14 protein-coding genes are annotated in these 19,155 nt (G+C 62.0%); 8 read left to right on the top strand and 6 right to left on the bottom strand.

The features are described from left to right. The 4 genes from V5B39_RS17700 to V5B39_RS17685 all read right to left on the bottom strand — a co-directional run. The coding region (locus V5B39_RS17700; RefSeq protein WP_332344188.1) for an aconitase family protein at window positions 1–1,465 on the bottom strand (1,465 nt) is incomplete at its 3' end. 80 nt (window positions 1,466–1,545) lie between these two features. After that, window positions 1,546–2,481 (bottom strand): DMT family transporter, encoded by a 936-nt coding sequence (locus V5B39_RS17695; protein ID WP_332344187.1) that lies wholly within the window; start codon window positions 2,479–2,481, stop codon window positions 1,546–1,548. Window positions 2,482–2,588: 107 nt separating this feature from the next. After that, window positions 2,589–3,074 (bottom strand): hypothetical protein, encoded by a 486-nt coding sequence (locus tag V5B39_RS17690; protein ID WP_332344186.1) that lies wholly within the window; start codon window positions 3,072–3,074, stop codon window positions 2,589–2,591. Further along, on the bottom strand, window positions 3,064–3,552 hold the full coding sequence (locus V5B39_RS17685) for a hypothetical protein (protein ID WP_332344185.1): 489 nt from the start codon (window positions 3,550–3,552) through the stop codon (window positions 3,064–3,066). The genes V5B39_RS17690 and V5B39_RS17685 overlap by 11 nt, the downstream gene beginning before the upstream one ends. Before the next feature lie 231 nt (window positions 3,553–3,783). Here V5B39_RS17685 and V5B39_RS17680 point away from each other — a divergent pair, with 231 nt between their 5' ends. Both V5B39_RS17680 and V5B39_RS17675 read left to right on the top strand, forming a co-directional pair. Beyond that, window positions 3,784–4,269 (top strand): response regulator, encoded by a 486-nt coding sequence (locus V5B39_RS17680; RefSeq protein WP_332344184.1) that lies wholly within the window; start codon window positions 3,784–3,786, stop codon window positions 4,267–4,269. Then, window positions 4,269–8,603: a PAS domain S-box protein gene (locus V5B39_RS17675; protein WP_332344189.1), complete on the top strand. Its 4,335-nt coding sequence runs from the start codon at window positions 4,269–4,271 to the stop codon at window positions 8,601–8,603. Before V5B39_RS17680 ends, V5B39_RS17675 begins: the two co-directional genes overlap by 1 nt. On the opposite strand, the gene V5B39_RS17670 is transcribed toward V5B39_RS17675, so the two are convergent. Beyond that, window positions 8,517–11,627 (bottom strand): efflux RND transporter permease subunit, encoded by a 3,111-nt coding sequence (locus V5B39_RS17670; protein ID WP_332344183.1) that lies wholly within the window; start codon window positions 11,625–11,627, stop codon window positions 8,517–8,519. The genes V5B39_RS17675 and V5B39_RS17670 overlap by 87 nt on opposite strands. Next, window positions 11,624–12,682, bottom strand: a complete 1,059-nt coding sequence (locus tag V5B39_RS17665) for an efflux RND transporter periplasmic adaptor subunit (RefSeq protein WP_332344182.1) — start codon at window positions 12,680–12,682, stop codon at window positions 11,624–11,626. The genes V5B39_RS17670 and V5B39_RS17665 overlap by 4 nt, the downstream gene beginning before the upstream one ends. A 428-nt stretch (window positions 12,683–13,110) precedes the next feature. Between V5B39_RS17665 and V5B39_RS17660 the strand changes: the two genes are divergently transcribed. The 6 genes from V5B39_RS17660 to V5B39_RS17635 all read left to right on the top strand — a co-directional run bounded on the left by V5B39_RS17660 (window position 13,111) and on the right by V5B39_RS17635 (window position 18,920). Next, window positions 13,111–14,190 (top strand): pilus assembly protein PilM, encoded by a 1,080-nt coding sequence (locus tag V5B39_RS17660; RefSeq protein ID WP_332344181.1) that lies wholly within the window; start codon window positions 13,111–13,113, stop codon window positions 14,188–14,190. Continuing rightward, entirely contained in the window at window positions 14,187–14,753 is a 567-nt protein-coding gene (locus tag V5B39_RS17655) for a PilN domain-containing protein (RefSeq protein ID WP_332344180.1), read from the top strand. The genes V5B39_RS17660 and V5B39_RS17655 overlap by 4 nt, the downstream gene beginning before the upstream one ends. Continuing rightward, entirely contained in the window at window positions 14,750–15,412 is a 663-nt protein-coding gene (locus V5B39_RS17650) for a type 4a pilus biogenesis protein PilO (RefSeq protein WP_332344179.1), read from the top strand. The genes V5B39_RS17655 and V5B39_RS17650 overlap by 4 nt, the downstream gene beginning before the upstream one ends. After that, a complete protein-coding gene (locus tag V5B39_RS17645; RefSeq protein WP_332344178.1) occupies window positions 15,409–15,924 on the top strand; it encodes a pilus assembly protein PilP in 516 nt (171 codons plus the stop codon). Before V5B39_RS17650 ends, V5B39_RS17645 begins: the two co-directional genes overlap by 4 nt. Then, on the top strand, window positions 15,924–18,023 hold the full coding sequence (gene pilQ, locus V5B39_RS17640) for a type IV pilus secretin PilQ (RefSeq protein ID WP_332344177.1): 2,100 nt from the start codon (window positions 15,924–15,926) through the stop codon (window positions 18,021–18,023). Before V5B39_RS17645 ends, pilQ begins: the two co-directional genes overlap by 1 nt. A 522-nt stretch (window positions 18,024–18,545) precedes the next feature. Continuing rightward, window positions 18,546–18,920 carry a hypothetical protein gene (locus V5B39_RS17635; protein WP_332344176.1) on the top strand — a complete coding sequence of 125 codons (375 nt, stop codon included), beginning with the start codon at window positions 18,546–18,548 and terminating at the stop codon, window positions 18,918–18,920. The last annotated feature ends 235 nt before the right edge of the window (window positions 18,921–19,155 follow it).

The raw sequence follows: 19,155 nt of genomic DNA, 5'->3' as shown, positions 1-19,155 counted from the left end.
AGCCGGGAGCCAGCGAGGTCTTGATGTGCGGCTGCACGCGCAGGCCTTTGTCGACGGCCTTCTTCGCCAGCAATCCGGCGGCGATCATCACTGCCGGATTGCTGGTATTGGTGCATGAGGTGATCGCTGCGATCAGCACGTCGCCGTGGCCGAGATCGATGCCGGGCCGCCCGGTCGGGTAGCGCTGTCGCAGGGTCTCGGCTGGGCGAGCAAAGCCGTCGGCCGACTCGGGTGCGCTCAGCAGGGTAGTGAAGCGGCTCGCCATCTCGGACAGTGCGATGCGGTCCTGCGGCCGCTTGGGGCCGGCCAGTGAGGGGACGATGCTGGCCAGATCGAGGCGGACGGTACGCGAGTAATCGATCTGGCCGGCGCGCGGCATGCCGAACAATCCCTGCGCCCGGAAGTAGGCCTCGAAAAGCACACAGTCCGCTTCGCTGCGGCCGCTGCCGCGCATATAGTCGACGGTCTTCTCGTCGACCGGGAAAAAGCCCATCGTTGCCCCGTACTCCGGTGCCATGTTGGCCAGCGTCGCGCGATCGGTTACCGACAGCGTGCTGGCTCCCTCGCCGAAGTACTCGACAAAGGTGCCGACCACTTTCTCACCACGCAACAGCTCGGTCACCGTCAGCACCAGATCGGTGGCGGTGACGCCTTCACGCAGGCGGCCACCGAGTTCGACGCCAACTACGTCCGGGGTCAGGAAATAGACGGGCTGCCCGAGCATCGCCGCTTCTGCCTCGATGCCGCCGACTCCCCAGCCGACGACGCCGACGGCATTGATCATCGTGGTGTGCGAGTCAGTGCCGACCAGCGTGTCGGGAAAGCACAGCCGTCCCGCGGTGCGCCCTTTTTCCGCCACTCCCGCTGCTCCCACAGCCTGCTGGCGCACGCCGTGGAACAGATGTTCGAGATTGACCTGGTGGACGATACCGACGCCCGGTGGCACGACGCGAAAGGTCTCGAAAGCCTGCATGCCCCATTTCATGAACTGATAGCGTTCGCGGTTGCGCTCGAACTCGAGGGTCATGTTCTGCTGCAGAGACTGCGGTGTGCCGTAGTAATCGACCTGCACCGAGTGGTCGATGACCAGGTCGACCGGCACCCGCGGCTCGATGCGCCGCGGATCGAGTCCGCGCGCCTGCGCCACCTGCCGCATTGCCGCGAGATCGCAGAGCAATGGCACGCCAGTGAAATCCTGCAGCACGACGCGCGCGACGACGAAGGGAATCTCCTCGCTGCGGCGCGCGCGCGGTCGCCACCCGGCGAGTTCGAGAATGTGTCGCTCGCTGACGCGCTGGCCATCGCAGTGACGCAACAGCGCTTCGAGAACGATGCGCAGCGATACCGGTAAACGAGGCACATTGCCAATCCCGGCAGCCGCCAGAGTCGGCAAGGAATAGAACAGGGTCTCCGGCTGGCCGGGAGGCGTGAAGCGGGATAGTGTATTGAATGGCGAGTGGGGCATGTCAAACCTCCGGACAGATGCACGATTGACGCAGATGGTGAATGGACAGTGCGTGCTGGCGTTACGTTCGTCCGAGGAGGTCAAGTTCCTCGTGCATCATCCTGGCGGCTGCGTTCGTCCAGCCGGAACTGCGGCCCAGCACGAGTCAGCGGCGCGATCTGGACGACGATGATGCAGCCCAGAATCAGCGTACAGCCCGCCATACCACTGGCGCTGAGGCGATCTCCCATGAGCAGGAAACCGAACAGCGCCGCAAAAACCGTTTCCGCCGAGAGGATGATCGCCGCATCGGCCGGCGGTGAATAGCGCTGCCCGACCACCTGCGCGGTGAAACCAATGGCCACCGAAAAGACGCCGGCATAGACGATTGGCAGCCCGGCCTGGCGAATTCCGGCCAGGGTAATCGTCTCGCCCAGGCCGGCGGCGAGCAGGCTGATCACCCCGCAGACCAGAAACTGTCCGCAGGCGACCAGGAAAGGGGCTGCGATGCGCTCGGCAACGCGTCCGACAAAAAGGACATGCAAGGCCCAGAAGATGCTGCTGGCAATCACCCAGAGATCACCGACCATCAGGTCGATTTCCTGTGCGCCCGACAGCAGCCAGGTTCCGGCCAGACAGCCGAGCGATGTCGGCCAGACCGACCAGTGCGGGCGGGTTCGGAGAATCAGCCACGCCAGTAGCGGCACCAGTGGCACATAGAGGGCGGTGAGAAAGCCGGCATTGGTCACCGTGGTACTGGCGATCCCGATCTGCTGCAGGCCCGCGCCAAGCATCAGCAGCACGCCGAGGGTGCTGACGCCGAGGGCGTCGCTGGCCCGCGGTCGAGCGTCGCGCAGCGACAGCCGCCGCCACTCGCGCCAGGCCAGCGGCAGCACGATGGCGCTCCCGAGCAGGAAACGCATGCCGGTGAAGGTCAGTGGCCCGACTCCGGCCATTCCCACCGCTTGGGCGACAAAAGCCGAACCCCAGATGACGGCGACGGCAAGCAGCAACAGATTGGCTTGCGAGCGGTTCAAGCGGGCGGGTCCGTGACCCCGCCTGCCAGTTCAGGCGCGTGCAATCGGTGGCATGGCAAACTGGATTGATCGGTCATGACCTGGATGATCAGGAGTACCCGAAAAAGTCATGACCCTTGGGGCGCACCGAGCGCACGCTCCAATGCAGACCCCGCCGCTTCGTCACCGATTGCGGTCAGCGCCTGATTGGGCACCAGCCACGGGTCCAGCGGCTGTTGAAGGACCTGCGCGGAGAACAGGTTGTAGATGGCGTAGTAGGCAAACTCTGCGCGTTTGGGCAGCACGATGTCTTCATCTTCCAGCGCCACGATTGGCTCCAGGTACCTTGCCTTGATCGCCTTGGCATCCTGACCCGAAACGACGGCAACTAATGCGGCCCGCGGGAGGCTTGCATCCAGTTTCTGCTCCGTTCCAACCACCGATTCCCGATACGTCAAATGGGTTGGAACGAGTTGTTCCCAGACCTGCAATGCCTGTTGACACAGCAAGACCTGAACTCGTTTTTGTGTAGCAGAGTCCATCGCAAGGTACTGTTCCACGGCGGGATGCATGGAAGGATCGATCGGCGCGGGCAACAAGAACTTACAGTCCAAGCGTGCTCGAACTGAGCGGCTCGCCACCAGCGGCGACGATTTCTGCGAAGCGCTGGATATGAGGCGCGCACTCATGGACGTCATCGACGATCAGTCGGGCACGTGCCTGATCGCGATGGAAGCGGATCAGTGTGTGCCGGCCATCGGCGATCAGCAGCGAATCCTTGAGGGGGTCGAGGTGGGGAGGGGATTGAGTGATCGTCAGCGCCGGCGCATAAACGGTCAGCAGATTCATCAACTGGGGACTGTACTGCCTGACGAACTCCGGCTTCTGCACGACGATCGTCAATCGCTGGTGGCGCTGGTAGTCTTCCCGCGCGGCAAGCAAGCCACGCAGCACGGCAACCCGCTCCGGACGTTCGAGTTTGAGCGGCGCGAGGTCTTCATCGAAAATCTCCAGCGTCGCGGTCGTCAGATCCAGGATTTCCTGTACTGCGCCGTCGTAGTCGCTCCAGTTGGTGATCAGTCTGCTGCTCATCGAGGGCGGTCCGTCTGGTCGTCAGCAGACATCATACCGCGATCTCTGGGCGAATTCGCACCCGGCCTGGGTTGGTTGATGGCGGAAATACCCCCTGTCAGCATCAAGTGATCGGGTAGGCGCGAGGGTGAATCACGCGACCGACTTGAGCGTATCATGAGCGAGTAATCTCCCCACTCGCGGGAGAGGGAAACGGTCATGACTTTCATGATCGGGATGCCTGGAAAAGTCATGACCGTTAGCGCAGGGGTTACCACCGGGACTCGTATCACCAGAGGGGCCAGCATGCCAGCGACCGTCGCACGCGCTACCCGGCTGATCGTCGACGATCAGCCGGAGAACCTCGCTGTGCTCGGGGGGCTGCTGCAAAACCATGACGAAGTTCTGGTCGCGTCCTCAGGCGTCGGCGCTCTCGCGGTTGCTACGCAACAGCCGACACCGGACCTGATCCTGCTCGACATCATGATGCCGGAGATGGACGGCTATGCCGTACTGAATGCGCTGCACGGGAACCCGGTGACACGCGACATTCCGGTTCTTCTCCTGACCGGCCTGCTCAATCGCAACCTGCCCAACGACTGCCTGGCGCAGGCCATCCATGAGGCCAGACTGGTCGAGGTGGTGTGCGCCGGTTTCCGCTACCATGAATCCGGCCATGCGGCCTGTCGCGGCGTTGCGCAGCAATGGGTGCCCGACGGCATGCAGGCCGTACCGTGATGACGCCGATGCAGCCGGATGGCCGCGCGGCGATGCTGCGCGTGGTACTCATCTATGCCTTCGTCGCCACCCTCTGGATCCTTTTTTCCGACACCTTGATCGGAAGCCTGGGGGTGCAGCCGGAGACGCTGGTGACGCTCGGCGTGCTCAAAGGCCTGGCCTTCGTCGGGCTGACTTCGATGCTGCTGTACGCCCTGCTGCGGCGCCTGCCGGAAAGCGCCGCGGCGACCCCGGACGGTAGCGGCAGTCGATGGCTGTTGCTGTCGGTGGTGGCACTGGCGCTGCTGATCCTGATCGTCGGCGCCGCGGCGATGCGCCAGATGGCCGGGCGGCAAGAGACCCGACCGGGCGATCTCTTCTGGATCACGCTGAGCATCGCCGCCGCACTGTTCGCGGTCGTCTTCCTGGGCATCATGCTCCATCAACAGCAGCGTTTGCGCCTTGCCGAGTCGCTTCGGCAGGCACAGGCCGAGGCGCTGCGCAGACAACAACTCGTCGACCAGCAGCGCGCAGAACACCTGGCACTCGCCAGCCACTACCAGACGATGGTCGGCGAGGCGCGCGACATCATTCTGCTGATCGACGAGAATGGCCAGATCGTCGAAGCCAACGCAGCGGCTGTCGCCGCTTACGGCTACAGCGCCGACGAGTTGCGTGGCATGCTTATCAGCGACCTGCGCGGCGAGGAAACTTTCGGCGCGTTCAAAGAGCAGTGGCAGGCTTCGGCAAAACCCGACGGAGTCCTCTTCGAGGCCGTTCACCAGCGTCGCGACGGGACCTGCTTTCCGGTCGAGGTCAGTTCCCGCGCCTTTGCAATCGAAGGCAAGCGCTACCACCAGAGCTTCATCCGTGACATCAGCGAGCGCAAAAAGGCGGACGAGGCGCTGCGGCGAAGCCATCGCGCCTTGCGCACTTTGAGCGAATGCAATCAGGCGCTGGTCCGTGCCAGCGACGAGGCGACCCTGCTCGCCGACATCTGTCGACTGCTCGTCGAATTCGGCGGCTACCGCCTGGCCTGGGTCGCTTACACCGATGGCGGCGATGAGCCCTTTAGCGTTCGTCCGGTCGCGCAAGCCGGTGATGAAGACGGCTACCTGGAGACCGTCCGCATCCGCAGTGACGACGTCGAGCGTGGGCGCGGCCCAACCGGCACGGCGGTCCGCGAGCGGCGACCGGTGCTGGCCCAGAACCTGCAGATCGATCCCACCCTCGAACCGTGGCGCGAGGCGGCGCACCGGCAGGGCTATGCGGCTTCGATCGCGCTACCGCTGCTCGTCGGCGACACGGTCTGCTTTGGCGCCCTCAATCTCTACGCCGGCGAAGCGGATGCCTTCGACGCCGACGAGACCCGGTTGCTCGTCGAACTGGCCGACGACCTTGCTTACGGCATCCGGGCGTTGCGCGACCGGGTCGCGAGGGATAGCACCGAAGCGACGCTGCGCGCCACTGCGCAGCAGCTCGAGCACCTGCTCGAAGCCAGTCCGACCACGCTCTACGCGCTGCGTTTCATCGACGGCGTGCCGCGTGCGCAGCAGGTCAGTGCCAATATCGAACGGATCAGCGGCTACACGGTTGCCGAAGCGCTGCAGGAGGGCTGGTGGGAAGCCGGCCTGCACCCCGACGATCGCGAGGCGGCGCTGCGCTTCTCTGCGCCCTGTAGCGACATCACGGTGCACGAATATCGTTTTGCGCACAAGGCGGGTCACTACCTCTGGGTCCGCGACGAACTGCGGCTGATTCGCGACGCTACCGGCCAGGCGGCCGAAATCGTCGGCGCGTGGACCGACATCAGCAGCGCTCGACAGGCGACGCTGGCGCTACAGGAGAGCGAAAGGCGCTACCGCGAAATGTTTGTGGCAAATCCGCAGCCGATGTGGGTTTATGACCCCGAGACGCTGGCCTTCCTCGACGTCAACGCGGCTGCGATCCGCCGCTATGGCTATCGCCGCGAGGAATTCCTGGCCATGACCATCAAGGACATCCGACCACCGGAGGAGATTCCCCGCCTGCTGACCCGTGTCGCGCAGGTCGAGGTCAACGGCGATGCCGGCGTCTGGCGGCATCGACGCCGGGATGGCAGCGAGCTGTTGGTCGAGATCACCTCGCACCCGCTTGATTTCGGTGGCCGGCGCGCGCGTGTGATACTCGCCCACGACATTACCCAGCGCGTGCAGGCCGAGGCCGAGCTGCGCAAGCTTTCGCTGGCGGTCGAGCAAAGCCCGGAGAGCATCATCATCACCGACATCGACGCGTGCATCGAATACGTGAATGAGGCTGCCGTCCGCAGCAGCGGCTATTTGCGTGCCGAGTTGATCGGCGAGAACCCGCGCATCCTGCAATCGGGCAAGACGCCGCCGAGCACGTATAGGGCGTTGTGGGCAGCGCTGAGCGCTGGCCAGGGGTGGCGGGGCGAGTTGTACAACCGTCGCAAGGATGGCGTCGAGTACATCGAGTTTGCGATCATCACGCCGATTCGCCAGGCCAACGGGCGCATCACGCACTATGTGGCGGTCAAGGAAGACATCACCGAGAAAAAGCGGATCGGCGCCGAACTCGACCTCTACCGGCATCACCTGGAGGAGATGGTGCAGGAGCGAACGGCGCAGTTGGTCGAGGCGCGCGCGCGCGCCGAAGCCGCCAACCGGGCGAAGAGCGAATTTCTTGCCAACATGAGCCACGAGATCCGGACGCCGATGAATGCCATCGTCGGCCTGACGCACCTCCTGCAGCGCAGCGCTCCGACGCCGCAGCAGAGCGAGCGCCTGGACAAGATCAATGCCGCGACCCGGCATCTGTTGGCGATCATCAACGATATCCTCGACCTGTCGAAGATCGAGGCCGGCAAACTGGACCTGGAGCAGGGGAATTTCGGCCTCGATACGATCCTGGACGGCGTGCGCTCGCTGATTATCGAGCCGGCGCGCGCCAAGGGACTGACGGTCGAGATTGAAGAACACAAGGTGCCGCTGTGGTTGCGCGGCGACGCAACCCGCTTGCGCCAGGCGCTGCTCAATTATGCGGGCAACGCGGTCAAGTTCACCGAACGCGGCTGCATCGTCCTGCGTGCGTGCCTGCTCGAGGAGGCGCGCGACACTTTGCTGGTGCGCTTCGAAGTCGAGGATACCGGCATCGGCATTGCCGCCGAAAAACTGCCGCAACTCTTCGAGGTCTTCGAACAGGGGGATGCTTCGACGACGCGCAAGTACGGTGGCACCGGCCTCGGCCTGGCGATCACGCGCCGCCTGGCCCGTCTGATGGGGGGCGATGCCGGCGCCGACAGTGTGCCCGGCCAGGGCAGTCGCTTCTGGTTCACCGCCCGCCTGCAGCGTGGTCAGCGGGTCATGGCGCCCCGCCTGGAGCCGGTGCAAGGCGCCGAGTATACCTTGCGCCGCTGTCATGCCGGTGCGCGCTTGTTGCTTGCCGAGGATAACGCGATCAACCGCGAGGTGGCGCTCGAACTGCTGCACGGCGTCGGGCTCGCCGTCGACAGCGTTGCCGACGGCCAGGCGGCGTTGCGTATGGCCACGGCAACGGACTACGCGCTGATCCTGATGGATGTGCAGATGCCCACGATGGACGGCTTGCAGGCCAGCCGGGCGATCCGCGCGCTGCCCGGCCGCGCTGCGGTGCCGATCGTGGCGATGACCGCCAACGTCTTCGAGGACGATCGGCGTGCCTGCGTGGCCGCCGGAATGAACGACTTTGTCACCAAGCCGGTGGACCCCGAACAACTGTTTGCGACGCTGTTGCGCTGGCTGACACCCGCCCAGCCCGGCCACCATACGGCCACCGCGCCGGTGTCGTCTGGAGAGCAGCCGGCTGTGCAGCCAGCAAAGTCGGAGATGCTGGCACGCCTGATGGGCATTGCCGGTCTCGACGCTGTCGCCGGGGTGCAACTGCTGAACGGCAATGTGGCCAGCTATTGCCGTTTGCTGCGCCTTTACGTGAACAGTTACGGCGAAACGATTGCGACGATGCCGCAGCAACTGCTGAGCGGAGAACGCGATGAGGTGCAGCGCCGCGCACACGCGCTCAAGGGGGTTTCGGCCAATCTGCGCGTCGCCGGGGTCCAGCAGGCGTGCATCGCCCTGGAAGCGGCGCTGCGTGCCGGCAATGCCGGGCCGGACGATCTCGAAGGGCTGGCGATGACGCTTGCCGAGCGTTACACGGCGGTATGCGCGGCGATCATCGATGCGCTTGGCGGGGGGGCACCAGAGGCCGCAGTCGTCGGGCAGACAGGCCACGCTTCAAGCGTGGGCAGCAGCGCCAGCGGTTCTTCCCCCGGTCGGCCAGACCCGGTAGCAGGCGGCATAGAGCGCCGGCAGGAACCATAGGGTGAGCAGCGTGGCGACGATCAGCCCGCCCATGATGGCCACCGCCATCGGTCCCCAGAAGACGCTGCGGGTCAGCGGAATCATCGCCAGGATGGCCGCTGCGGCAGTCAGCATGATCGGTCGGAAGCGTCGCACCGTCGATCCGATGATCGCTTCCCAGGCCGGCTTGCCGGCTTTTTGGTCCTGCTCGATCTGATCGACGAGAATCACCGAATTGCGCATGATCATTCCCGAAAGCGCGATCACGCCGAGGTTGGCGACGAAGCCGAAAGGCACCTGGAAGAGCAGCAGCGCCAGTGCGACGCCGATCAGTCCAAGCGGTGCGGTCAGCAACACCAGCAACATTCGGCCGACGTTCTGCAACTGGATCATCAGCAAGGTGATGACCCCGATGAGCATCAGCGGCATCACCGCCTTGATCGAATTCTCGCCCTTGGCCGACTCCTCGCTGGCCCCGCCAGCCTCGATGCGGAAACCGGGCGGCAGCCGGGCGCGCAGGGCGTCGAGATGGGGGTCGATCTGGGCGGTGACAGCGGGCGCCTGCATGCCGTCGCGGAGGTCGGCACGCACGCTGATCGTCGGCAGGCGGTTGCGGCGCGCGATCACGGGATCTTCAAGGGCAAAGCTGATCCTTGCCAGTTGCGCCAGTGGCACGTAACGGCCGCTGCGGGTCGGGATGTTAATGTCGGCCAGCGCCGAGAGGCGGGCACGTTCGTCGCCGCGCGCCCGCGCGATCACGTCGACCAACTGGTCGCCTGCACGCATCTGCGTCACGGCAACGCCGGTCAGCATCGAATGGAGGAAAGCCGAGAGTTCCTGCGAACTGATGCCGAGTGCGCGCGCGCGATCCTGATCGATGTCGATACGGATCATCTTGCCCATCTCGTTCCAGTCGAAGTTCACTTCCTTGAGGTGCGGATTGGCGCGCATCACGCTGGCTACTGCCGCGGCGAGCCGCTGCAATTCTTCGAGGTCTTCGCCGGAAACCCGAAAGACGACCGGAAAGCCCACCGGCGGACCGTTTTCGAGGCGCAGCACGCGCGTGCGCAGGCCGCTCCATGCACCGCCGACATCGCCAAAACGTTCTTCGAGGCGTCGCTTGAGGTCCTCGCGCGCCGCGAGGTCGTGGGTGGTGATGACCAATTGCGCGAAATTGTCGTTGAACAGTTGCTGGTCGAGTGGCAGGTAGAAGCGCGGGCTGCTATTTCCGAGATAACTCGCGAAGTACTTGATCGAGCGCTTCATCTCCGGCTCGGCAAGGATCGCTTCGACTTTTCTGGCGGCCGTTTCGGTGGCCTGCAGGGAAGCGCCGTTCGGCAGCCACAGGTCGACCAGTAACTCGGGGCGACTCGATGCCGGAAAGAACTGTTTCTGCACGCCCAGTCCCAAGCCTGCCAGCGCTGCCACGAAAGCGGTCAGCGTGGCGGCGATCACCAGCCAGCGATGCTGCAAAGACCATTCGATGGTTGCCCGAACACGACCATAGAACGGCGTCTGGTAAGTGTCTTGACCGTGCTGTTGCGCCTTATGGCGCAGTTTGTCGGCGTCCAGCAGCAGGTAGCCCAGGTAGGGGGTGAACAGTACCGCCACGACCCAGGAAACCAGCAGCGCGATGCTGACGACCGCGAAAATCGAGAAGGTATATTCGCCGGCACCGGACCTGGCGAGACCGACCGGCATGAAGCCGACGGCGGTAATCAGGGTGCCGGTGAGCATCGGAAAAGCGGTCGAGGTATAGGCGAAGGTGGCTGCGCGGAAGCGGTCCCAACCCTGTTCCATTTTTACGACCATCATTTCGACGGCAATGATCGCGTCGTCGACCAGCAGACCCAGCGAGATGACCAGCGCACCGAGCGAGATTCGCTGCAGGTCGATCCCGAACACGGCCATCAACAGGAAGGTGACCGCCAGCACCAGCGGAATCGACAGGGCGACGACGGTGCCGGTGCGCATGCCGAGGCTGAGGAAGGAAACCGCCAGGACGATCAGGACGGCTTCGGCCAGCGAGGACATGAAGAGGTTCATCGACTGGCGGACGATCTGCGGTTGATCGGCGACGACGTGCAGGTCGATTCCCAGCGGCAATTGCTTCTGCAGGTGCTCGGTTTCGGCACGCAAGCGGTCGCCGAGCCGGATCACGTCGCCCCCCTTGTTCATGGCGATGGCGATGCCGATCGCGTCCTGACCCTGAACTCGCATGCGGGGTGTCGGGGGGTCGGCAAAGCCGCGTTCAACCGTTGCGATGTCACCGAGGCGGAACAGGCGCCCATCGGCCTGGATGCCGATCTCGCGAATGCTCTCCAGCGACTGGAAATCGCCCGTGACGCGAATGCGTACCCGGTCGGACGGCGTCTCGTAGAATCCGGCCGGCGTCATGGCGTTCTGCTTCTGCAGGGCGTCGAAGATCGCCAGCGGATGGAGAGCAAGCGTCGCCAGCTTGGCGTGCGAAACCTCGATGTAGATCTTTTCTTCCTGGACGCCGATCAACTCGATTTTCTTGACGTCGGGGACCTGCCGCAATTCGCGGGCGATGCGGTCGGCCTCACGACGCAGCGTGGCGAGGTCGAAGCCATCGCCGGTCAGTGCGTAGATGTTGATGAAGGTGTCGCCGAATTCGTCGTTGATGAAAGGGCCGAGCACGCCTTGCGGCAGCGTATGCCGCAGGTCGCCGATCTTTTTGCGGACCTGGTACCAGGTTTCCGGAACCTCCTTTTTCGGCGTGTAGTCCTTGAGCAGAACGGTGATCAAGGACTCGCCGGAGCGCGTCTGCGAGCGCAGCACGTCGACCCAGGGGACTTCCTGCAAGCGTCTTTCGATCCGTTCGGTGACCTGCAGTTGCATCTCGTTTGCGGTGGCGCCCGGCCACAGCGTACGCACCACCATGGCCTTGAAGGTGAAGTCCGGGTCCTCGGCGCGGCCAAGCTTGAGATACGCAAGCACCCCGCCAAGCATCAGCACGACGATCAGATAGGCAACCAGCGAGCGGTGGCGCAGCGCCCATTCGGACAGATTGGGAAAGATCATCGCCTGGCGGTGCCTTGCCGCTCCTTTTCCGGCAGCGGTTCGTCAAACCGGGGCGCCGGTTCGATGACCTTGACGTGCTCGCCGCTGCTCAGCTTATGGACGCCGGCGACGACGATTCTTTCGCCGGCCTGCACGCCGCTGTCCAGTACGGCAGTGTCTTCCCGATAGCGGGCAATCGCTACCGGTCGCAAGGTGACGGTCTGCTCCGCACTGACCACCCACAGCGCTGGCTGGCCAGCGTGCTGAAAAATGGCCGTCAGCGGCACCGTCAGGCGGGCCCTTTCGTCAGGGCGATGGAAGTGTACCCTGGCGGTCATCCCGAGCAGGACCCGGGCATCCGGATGGTGGATCGACACGCGTGCTGCATAGCTGCGGGTGATCGGGTCGGCAACCGCCGACACTTCGCGCAACGTTCCCGGATAGCGGGCTTTGTTGTCGGTCCACAGGCTCACCTCGGCGGATCGAAGCGCGCGCAGCTCCGGCATGCGTGTCTCGGGGATCGAGATCGCGACTTCCAGGGTGTCGGCACGTGCCAGTCGCATCACGGTCTGTCCAGCCGCGACAACCTGGCCGACTTCAGCCGTGACGAGTCCGATGACCCCCGCCTGTTCGGCTTTGAGAACCGTATACGCGGTCTGGTTACGGGCCAGTTCAGCCTGCACCTGCGCCGCCCTGAAGCGGGTCTCCTGGGCATCGAGGGCCGCCTGGCTGACGAAGTTCCTGGCCTGCAGATTCCTGAAACGCCCGAGATCGGCGGCGGCCAGGTCCAGTTGGGCGGAAGCTGCCGATACCGCCAGAGCGGTATCGGCGGGATCGAGCCTGGCGAGTACTTCACCGGCCCTGACCACGGCTCCGGTATCGACCAGGCGGGCAGTGATCTTGCCGGGAATGCGGAAGGCGAGCGGGATCTCGTAACGCGAGCGAACCTCTCCCGAGTAGTCGAGGACCTCGTCCCCCGCACTTTCGTGAAGAACACGCGTCAATACCGGCCGGGCAGGCTCGGGCGCTACCGGCTCCTTGCCGCAGGCGGCGAGCAGCGCGAGAAGCGTGAACAAGAGAAGCGTATTTTGAGGGAAGGCCGTGTTCAGCCGCATGCCGTGCCTTACGGGCAGGTGCGCATCCGGGTCGGTATCTGCACCGCGAAAAACAAGCACCAGCAGCCTGGGAGCAATGATCGGGTCAGTAATGTAGCGGTTGCGGCCGGCGGAGTCAATTGACGATGATGCCCAGAGGGATGACCTGCCAGAGATCGTTGCCGGCGCCGATGACTATCCCATTCACGGAGCCGATTGAATGTAAAAACAAACAGATAAGCAAACCGGATGAGCGTTTGTGGGGTTCACGCCAAGTACTGCCAGGGTGGCGTCGAAAGCCCCCAGAAATTTCTTTACATGCCGTAGCCTTGTTGTTAGCATCAAAAGGAGAGTCTCCATAGGTACGCTAACTGCAAATTATTGAAGGGTTTTTTACGAGGGGTGGCAATTTGCAGCTTGATTTTTCGATCTTTAATCCCAAGGCGCGCTCGCTGATCGGTCTTGATATCAGTTCGTCGTCGGTCAAAATGGTGGAGCTGGCCAGTGATGGCAAGGGCGGCTACCGTGTCGAGCGTTACGCGATTGAGGTCTTGCCAAGGGATGTCGTGTCGGATGGCAACATTGTCAATCTTGAGTCGGCTGCCGAATCGGTCAGGCGAGCCTGGAAGAAACTGGCGACCTCGACGCGGCAGGTAGCCATCGCTCTTCCGTCGTCACATGTCATTACCAAGAAAATCATTGTCATGGCGGGGCAGCGTGAAGATGAACTCGAACTGCTGGTGGAGTCCGAAGCCAACCAGTACATCCCGTTCCCGCTCGATGAAGTCAACCTGGACTTTCAGGTGGTCGGGCCGGCACCGTCTTCTCCTGACGAGATCGAGGTGCTGATTGCAGCGTCGCGCAAGGAAAAGGTGGAGGATCGTGTTGCCGTTGCCGAATCGGCCGGCCTCAAGCCGAAGGTGTTGGACGTGGAGTCCTACGCCATGCTTGCCGCTTTTGAACTGATCGAGGCACAGCTTCCCGAAGGCGGCAAAGGGAAGATCGTCGCCTTGGTGGACATCGGCGCCAATGTGATGAACTTCACTGTTCTCCGCAATGGCCAGCAACTCTACGCTCGCGAACAGGCCTTCGGCGGCAATCAACTGACGCAGGATATCGCTCGCCTTTTTGGCTTGAGCTTCGAGGAAGCAGAGGCCGAGAAGCGCCGAAATACTCTGCCGGAGAAATACGAGGCCGAACTGCTGCGGCCATTTCTTGAATCGCTGGCTCTGGAACTGTCGCGTGCCTTGCAGTTCTTCTTCACTTCGACGCAGTTCAACGAGGTCAACCACATCGTTCTCGCAGGGGGGTGCGCAGTCATTCCGGGCGTTGACGAAGTGGTGGCTTCCCGGACCCAGATCAACACGATCATTGCCAATCCCTTTGCCAACATGCTGCTTGCCGAACGGGTTCGCGGCAAGAGTCTGCTGGCTGATGCGTCGTCATTGATGGTTGCCTGCGGTCTTGCGCTGAGGAGATTCGACGCATGATACGGATCAATCTTCTGCCGCATCGGGAAGAAAAGCGCAGAGCGCGGCGGCAACAGTTTTACGCCTTGCTGGGCTTGGTGACGCTGCTTGCGGGGCTGATCGGGGTGCTCGTCTACTCGGTGATTGCCGGTTACATCTCGGCGCAGGATGCCAGGAACGATTTTCTCAAGAAGGAGATCGCCGTTCTCAACAAGGAGATCGATCAGATCAAGCGGCTCAAGGAACAGAGCGACGCCTTGATGGAGCGCAAACGGATCATCGAATCGTTACAGCGTGATCGGGCAGAGGCGGTGCGCTTGCTGAGCGAACTGGCCAAGCAGATGCCGGAAGGGGTGTACCTGCGCTCGTTGAAGCAGGAGGGGCAGAGGATCAGTCTCGGTGGTTATGCCCAGTCCAGTGCCCGGGTGTCGACGCTGATGCGCAACATCGAAGCCTCGCCGTGGCTGGAAAAACCGCAGTTGCTGGAAATCAAGGCCGTCCTCGTTGACAAGCGACGCCTCAATGAATTCACCATGAATGCCTCGCTCAAGAGGACAACGGCCGGGGGAGGAGAGCAGAAGTGAAAGTGAGCGCTCTTCAAAACATCGACTTGCGGGCAATCTTCAGGGATTTCCAGGATCTGAATCCCAAGGATGTGGGGGCCTGGCCGCTGGTGCCGCGGGTAACCATCCTGTTAGCCTTGTTCCTGTTAATCCTGTTGGGTGGCTGGTGGTTCTTCTGGGATGAACAGTTGGTATCCCTGGAGAACAAGCAGCAAACCGAATTGAAGCTCAGGGATGAGTTTGTTGCCAAGAAGAAGCTGGCAGTCAACCTCGATCTATACGTACAGCGCCTGAACGAGATTGACCGCGCCTTCGGCGCGCTCCTGAAACAGTTGCCCAACAAATCTGAGGTCGAGGCCTTGCTGGTTGAAATCAACCAGGCGGGGATGGGAAGAGGGCTGCAGTTCGAGTTGTTCAAACCTGGAGCGGAACAGGTCAAGGACTTTTATGCAGAACTGCCAATCAATGTACGCCTGACCGGCTCTTATCATGACTTTGGCGCTTTCGCCGGAGATATCGGCAAGCTGTCCAGGATCGTCACCTTGAACAATATCGCCATTGCCGGCAAGGACGGGGTTTTGGTGATGGATGCCATCACCAAGACCTTCCGCTATCTCGACGAAGAAGAACTGGCGGCGAAGAGGAAGGCCGCCCAAGCTGCGAAGGCTGGAAAGAAATGAGGAGACTCGTTGCCCTGCTTGGCACGGTCTTTCTGGTCGCATGTTCCACTGGCGATCACGAGGACTTGCGTGAATGGATGAAAACCGCGGCTCAGGATACCAAGGCCAAAATCCCCCCCTTGCCGGTGGTTGAGCCCTACGAGCCTGCCTCTTATGATGTGGGCGGTCTGTTTGACCCTTTCAAGCCGGCCAAGGTAGGTCCCGAGGAGAAGAAGGGCGGGGGTGGCCTGCGGCCTGACCTCGATCGGCCCAAAGAGCCGTTGGAGCTTTATCCCCTGGAATCGCTGAAATACGTCGGCGTGATGACGAGAAACAAGGTGTCGTACGCCATCATCCAGGTTGAAGGGACTTTGTACCAAATCAAGATCGGAAATTACATGGGGCAGAATTTCGGCGTGGTGGTCAACGTTTCCGAGGCAGATGTCACCCTGCGAGAACTCGTCCAGGATTCGGCCGGTGACTGGGTGGAGAGGACGAGTACCTTGCTTTTGCAGGAGAAGGGAGCAAAGTGATGAAGTACATCAAACAATACCTGTTTGGCCTGGTTGCTGGTGCGCTGTGGGCTTTTGGAATGGCGCATGCACAGGAAGACCGGCCGAATTCGATTGAGTCGATGAATGTGGTGCAGCAAGGCTCGGTATTGAATGTCAAGCTTACTTTCAAGGAACCCCTGCGAGCACTGCCGGCAGCCTTCAGTGTCGCCAAACCGGCGCGGATGGCCTTTGATTTTCCGAATACGACCAACGGCCTCGGCAAGTCGAGCCAGGCGTATAACGAGGGCGATTTGAAAAGTGCCAACATCGTCCAGGCGGAGGACCGGACTCGCGTCGTCCTGAACCTGCACAAGGCGATGACCTATGAGGCGACAATTGACGGCAACAGCCTGCTGCTCGCCTTGGTGCCGAGTGCGACGACCGTGGGTACGGCGCAGGTCGAACATTTTGCGCAGGCACGTCCATCTGCCTCGTCCAACAGCATTCGCGACATCGCCTTCCGGCGCGGCAGGGACGGTGAGGGGCGGATCACGGTTGACCTCACCGATGCCAATGCCGGCATCGACATCAAGCAGCAAGGGTCGACGCTGGTGGTCGATTTCGCCAAGGTGACGGTTCCGGAGACGCTACGCAAACGTCTGGACGTGACCGATTTCGCAACCCCGGTGTTGACCGTGCATACCGACCAGCAGGGCGCCAACGCCCGCATGATCATCACTCCGCGTGGCCTGTGGGAACACAACGCGTATCAGAGCGACAATCAGTTCGTCATTGAGGTCAAGCAGGTCATCGTGAATCCGAACAAACTGGTGCAGGGTTCGCGTGGCGGCTATCAGGGCGAGAAGTTGTCACTGAACTTCCAGAATGTCGATGTGCGCCGTCTGTTACAGGTGATCGGCGAGTTCACCGGTATGAACATGGTCGTCAGCGATTCAGTCGGCGGCTCGATCACCCTGATTCTCAAGGACGTGCCCTGGGATCAGGCACTCGATATCATCATGCAGCAGAAGGGTCTGGACATGCGCAAGAATGGAAATGTCATTCTTATTGCGCCACGTGAGGAAATTGCGACCAAGGAGAAGCTCGATTTTGAATCGAAAGTGCAGATCGGTGACCTTGAGCCCCTGCAGACCGAGAGTTTCCAGATGAACTACATCAAGGCTGAAGCCGTGCAAAAGCTGCTGATCGACCCCAAGCAGACCTTGCTCTCGAAGCGTGGCAGCGCGCTTCTCGATGACCGTTCGAACATGATGTTCGTCAAGGATACACCGAGCCGCCTCGATGATGTCCGGGCAATGATCGCCAAGGTGGACATCCCCGCTCGACAGGTGATGATCGAAGCGCGAATCGTTGAAGCGGGCGACTCGTTTGCCAAGAATCTGGGCATCCGCCTGTCCTTTGGTGCGACAAACAAGACCTCTACGGTAGATTCGGTCACCGGCCAGGTGACCACGACGGTAGAGCAGGTGAAAGACAAAGGGTACATCGTCAATTCGGACCCCAGATCTTCGTCGTTCGGCCTCGTGAACCTGCCAGCGACGCCGAGATCAGGGACACCGGGACTGCTCAACCTGAGTCTGTACGACAACTCGCTGACGCAGTTTCTCAACCTCGAAATTTCAGCGCTGGAAGCTGACGGGCGTGGCAAGGTGATCTCGAGTCCACGCGTGATGACGGCAAACCAGGTGGAAGCAATCATCGAGCAGGGCGTGGAGATTCCCTATCAACAGGCGACAAGTTCCGGTGCCACCAGCGTATCGTTCAGAAAGGCCAATCTCTCATTGAAGGTGAAGCCACAGATCACCCCGGATGGCAAGATCACCATGACCCTGGATGTCAACAAGGACACTCCGAACACTCGTTTATCGACAGGAGCAGGGGTGGCTATCGATACCAAGCACGTCAAGACCGAAGTATTGGTCGAGAATGGCGGCACGGTGGTCATTGGCGGCATCTACACGCAGGAAAAGCGTACCAACACCCAGCGAATCCCGTTTCTCGGCGACCTTCCCTATGTTGGATGGATGTTCAAGAACCGGGAATGGATTGACGACAAGACCGAACTACTGGTCTTCATCACACCGAGGATCGTTGTCGAGAATCTGTCGTTGCGGTGATCGCCCCGTGGCGTGTGTTGCATAAGGCGGCCAGCCGGTGCAGCTCCTGCAACTCCTGCAGCTCTGGGCGTGAACGAAAGTGTTGGACGGGGGAGTCCCGGTTTTAAGCCGCTCTGCGTAGAGGCTCCGCCCAGCGCTTTTCCCAATAGGTTTCCCACAGCGGGTGATGTCGCATGACACGCCGGTTGATCATGGCTTGAGCCCTGTTCGCACGCCACCAGGCCCCTAGGCGTTTGAGGCGGGCCTGCACGAGATGGCGATGAGAACTCCCGACCTCGCCAGAGCCGACGGGCAGATTCAGCGCCAGTGCGCGGGGGTAGTCCAACGGGTCGAGTCGGTTGGAGAAACAGCGACAGGCGACACGCACCGGAGCCCGCGGGTCATCGACCGATGCGGGTTCGAGGTGCCGTTTCATCTCTTCAACCCCCCTCGCGGGCCTGTCCCAACAGGAATTGCGCCTTCTGGGAGGCCACCCAATCCTGGGCAGAATCCGGCGCGCAGACCTTTTCTGTTGATCTGCCAATGACCTTCAGAAAGCGGGGCGGGCGCAAGGTGATCGTATTGCCGGATGGGACGCAGGGAAACCCCGCGCCGAGGGCTACCGTCGACAACACGATGATCGAGGCGATCGCTCGTGCGTTTCGGTGGCAGAGGCTACTGGAGAATGGCACCTACGGGTGCCTGGATGAAATCGCCAAGGCTGAGCACATCAGGTCGTCGTTCGTGAGTCGTGCGGTGCGACTGGCGTTGCTGGCACCGGACATCGTGGAAGCGATTCTGGCGGGCAGGCAGTCGGCAAGTCTGACTTTGAAGGATCTGATGACGCCGTTTCCGGTGGAGTGGGAGAGGGTGCTGCTTATCAGTACTGCACCTCCAAAGCCTTACATAGAAACTTGATGAAAGGTGTGGCGACGGCAAACCGCGCCCCGGCCAACTTCACAAAATCCTGATCGATGACCTCGTCCAGAGACAATGCCGCCATCGCGATTGCGGCGGTTCCGGTTTAGAAGACGCTGGCGGAGCTGTCGGCGGAATACGGGGTGCATCCGACGATGATCAGCCCCTGGAAGCAGGAATTGGTGAAGCGGGCTGGGGAGTTGTTCGAGCGCGGCGGCAAGACGGCCGCCGACCC

It is taken from the genome of Accumulibacter sp., from assembly GCF_036625275.1.
Classification (GTDB): Bacteria; Pseudomonadota; Gammaproteobacteria; order Burkholderiales; family Rhodocyclaceae; genus Accumulibacter.
Note: the sequence above shows the minus strand (reverse complement) of the source record. Positions and strands in the feature narration are given on the sequence as shown.

Bases quoted from the DNA above. Each gene is read 5' to 3' on its own strand.
- V5B39_RS17685 (WP_332344185.1), bottom strand. From the start codon at position 3,552: ATGAGCAGCAGACTGATCACCAACTGGAGCGACTACGACGGCGCAGTA.
- V5B39_RS17680 (WP_332344184.1), top strand. From the start codon at position 3,784: ATGACCGTTAGCGCAGGGGTTACCACCGGGACTCGTATCACCAGAGGG.
- V5B39_RS17675 (WP_332344189.1), top strand. From the start codon at position 4,269: ATGACGCCGATGCAGCCGGATGGCCGCGCGGCGATGCTGCGCGTGGTA.
- V5B39_RS17670 (WP_332344183.1), bottom strand. From the start codon at position 11,627: ATGATCTTTCCCAATCTGTCCGAATGGGCGCTGCGCCACCGCTCGCTG.
- V5B39_RS17655 (WP_332344180.1), top strand. From the start codon at position 14,187: ATGATACGGATCAATCTTCTGCCGCATCGGGAAGAAAAGCGCAGAGCG.
- V5B39_RS17645 (WP_332344178.1), top strand. From the start codon at position 15,409: ATGAGGAGACTCGTTGCCCTGCTTGGCACGGTCTTTCTGGTCGCATGT.
- pilQ (WP_332344177.1), top strand. From the start codon at position 15,924: ATGAAGTACATCAAACAATACCTGTTTGGCCTGGTTGCTGGTGCGCTG.
- V5B39_RS17635 (WP_332344176.1), top strand. From the start codon at position 18,546: ATGACCTTCAGAAAGCGGGGCGGGCGCAAGGTGATCGTATTGCCGGAT.